General features: G+C 52.2%; 1 protein-coding gene. It reads right to left on the reverse strand.

The annotated features are described in order from the left end of the window. Nucleotides 1-113 precede the first annotated feature (113 nt). Entirely contained in the window at nt 114-2,597 is a 2,484-nt protein-coding gene (locus Q0612_RS07375) for an excinuclease ABC subunit UvrA (RefSeq protein WP_298882771.1), read from the reverse strand. Between the last annotated feature and the right edge of the window lie 364 nt (nt 2,598-2,961).

Here is a 2,961-nt window from a genome sequence, read left to right on the forward strand (position 1 = left end):
CTTTCACCACCTAGTTATCGCCCATGCTGGGCGCACCACAAACAGAGCTGACTTTCGCCTTGCGCCAAAGTCAGCTCTTATTTTTTACTATTCTCTTGTCACTCCAAGCGCAATCACAAGAATCTGCCGGTAATACTGTCTGCGTTTGCCTTAATCTCCGCCGGCGTTCCGCAAGCCACAATGCGTCCACCTGCATCACCGCCGCCAGGGCCCATATCAAGCACATAGTCAGCGTTACGGATGACGTCTAAATCATGCTCAATGACAATAACGGTTGCACCATTATCCAACAGCGCCTGAAAAACCTCCAGCAGCACCTGCACATCCAAGGGATGCAGACCAATCGAAGGCTCATCAAAAACAAAGACAGAATCATGCTGCGTCCTGCCTATTTCACTGGCCAGCTTCAAGCGCTGCGCCTCACCGCCGGATAAACCCGGTGTTTCCTCGCCCAGCGTTAAATAACCAAGGCCCAGCTGACGCAGGACCTTCAGCTTTTGGCTGATACCCTTCATATTTTTGCAGAACTCAAGAGCAGTATTTACGTCCATAGCCATCAGCTCCGGCAGCGAAGCACTCTCCCCCGCCTCGTTCGTCAGCCTGATATCGAAGGCCGCCTTCGCGTACCGCGAACCGCGGCAGTCCGGGCAGGGTATATCCACGTCCGGCAAAAACTGTACGTCCAGATTGACAACGCCTGTTCCGTCGCAGCCGGGGCAGCGAAGCGAGCCTGTATTGTACGAAAAAGCGCCGGCCTTATATTCATGCGCTTTAGCTTCCGGCAATTTGGCGTAGAGCTTACGCAAATCATCATGAATGCCTGCATAGGTAGCCACAGTAGAACGGACGTTGATGCCGATAGGCGTAGCATCAATGAGGTTTACGTGCTCAATCCCCTCGGCATTAACGGCACGTATATGCTCAGGCAGCACCTTGCCGTCAATCGCCGCAGCCAGCGCAGGCACAAGGCTTTCCAAAACCATTGTGGTTTTACCTGAACCAGATACGCCGGTGACAACTGTCAAGCGTCCCTTGGGAATATCTATCTCTAATGGCTTAACGGTATGTATCGATGCAGTAGCAAGATGAATGGTGCCGTCAGCAAACAGCTCCTGCTTCTGAGCGCAGCTTTTCCGCTTTGCCGCTGCCTTTCCGGCAAGGAACGGGCCGATTTGCGAAGCAGGATTTGCTTCTATCTCCGGTATTGTTCCCTGCGCAATTACATGACCGCCACCGTCACCTGCCTGCGGTCCCATTTCCACAAGCCAGTCTGCCTCCTGCAAAATCTGCGTATCATGGTCCACAAGGATTACAGAGTTGCCGTCTGCCACCAGGTCATGCATTACGCCGGTCAGTCCCACGATATTGGAAGGATGCAGACCGATTGACGGCTCATCCAGCACATAAAGAACTCCGGTAGTACGATTGCGGACAGCACGCGCCAACTGCATCCGCTGCCTCTCTCCCGTAGAGAGCGTAGCAGCGGAGCGGTCAAGCGTAAGATAACCGAGCCCCAAATCCATAAGACGCTTCGCTGTGCCGGTAAATGCTTCGCAAATGCGTTCCGCCATAGGACGCATTGCTTCCGGCAAGCTTGGCGGAATGCGCTGCACCCATGTCACAAGCTGTGCCAACGTCATGCTGCAGGCCTCGTCCAATGAAATCCCCAACAGCTTCGGCGCACGCGCTGCTGCAGACAAACGCGTACCGTGGCAGTCGGGGCAGATATCTTCCTTCAAAAACTTTTCTACGCGCTTCATGCCCTTTTCATCTTTTACCTTAGACAACGCATTTTCGACTGTATAAACAGCGTTGAAGTAGGTAAAATCAAGCTCGGCAAAATCATTGGAATTGCTTTTCTTCGGATGATAGAGAATATGCTTCTTTTCCGCAGGACCGTGATAAACGATATCCTTCTCCCTCTCCGTCAGCTCGCGAAACGGCACATCTATGCGCACGCCCATCTCCTTGCAGACATCAGTCATCAGCGACCACATGAGGCTGTTCCACGGCGCAACAGCGCCCTGCTCAATGGTAAGCGATTCATCCGGCACCAAAGTACTTAAATCTACCGTACGGACGCTGCCTGTACCACCGCAGGTTTTGCAGGCGCCCTGCGAATTGAACGCCAGCTCCTCGGCAGACGGCGCATAAAACTGCGCGCCGCACTCCGGGCAGATCAGCTTCTTGCCGGCGGCAACCAAAAGCGTCGGCTCCAGATAATGTCCGTCAGGACAGCGATGGCTGGCAAGGCGCGAATACATGAGGCGCAAGCTGTTCAGCAGCTCCGTACCAGTTCCGAAGGTGCTGCGGATTCCCGGTACACCCGGACGCTGGTGCAGCGCCAAAGCCGCAGGAACATACAAAACTTCATCTACGGAAGCTTTGGAGGCCTGCGTCATGCGACGACGCGTATAGGTAGAAAGCGCCTCCAGATAGCGGCGTGAGCCTTCGGCGTACAGTACGCCAAGCGCCAATGAGGATTTGCCGGAACCGGATACACCGGCAATGCCGACGATTTTTCCCAAGGGAATGTCTAGATCAATATTTTTCAGATTGTGGACCTTAGCGCCACGAATAAGCATTTTATCAATCATTTTTCTGCTCCTGTATGAATTGAATTGCTTCTAAAATATGCATAATATGTTTAATTTAGTCTAACACTATAACAATACAAGTGCAACTTGTGCGCAAGCTTTTTTCCACGATTGATGATGATGCTTATGATATAATTGAATTACCGGCTGACGGAGTATAGCATCATACTTAGAAATCAGCGGTCGGATGAGGGGCACAGATGCTTGGTTAGTCCCTCCCACAAAGAACTACCCGTAATTCGTTGTTGGGGCACTGTGTCACCAGCTTCTAACGTACGGGAGTTCTTTTTTTATTCTTAAACTTCAAAGCGATCGAGTAGGAGACTGCTCATTATTTGAGCAGTCGACCTCTCACACCACCGTG

The sequence above is a fragment of the uncultured Phascolarctobacterium sp. genome (assembly GCF_937920985.1).
Lineage (GTDB): Bacteria > Bacillota > Negativicutes > Acidaminococcales > Acidaminococcaceae > Phascolarctobacterium_A.

What these genes read in the sequence shown, in the direction of transcription:
- Q0612_RS07375 (WP_298882771.1), bottom strand. Translation starts at nt 2,597, where the DNA reads ATGATTGATAAAATGCTTATTCGTGGCGCTAAGGTCCACAATCTGAAA.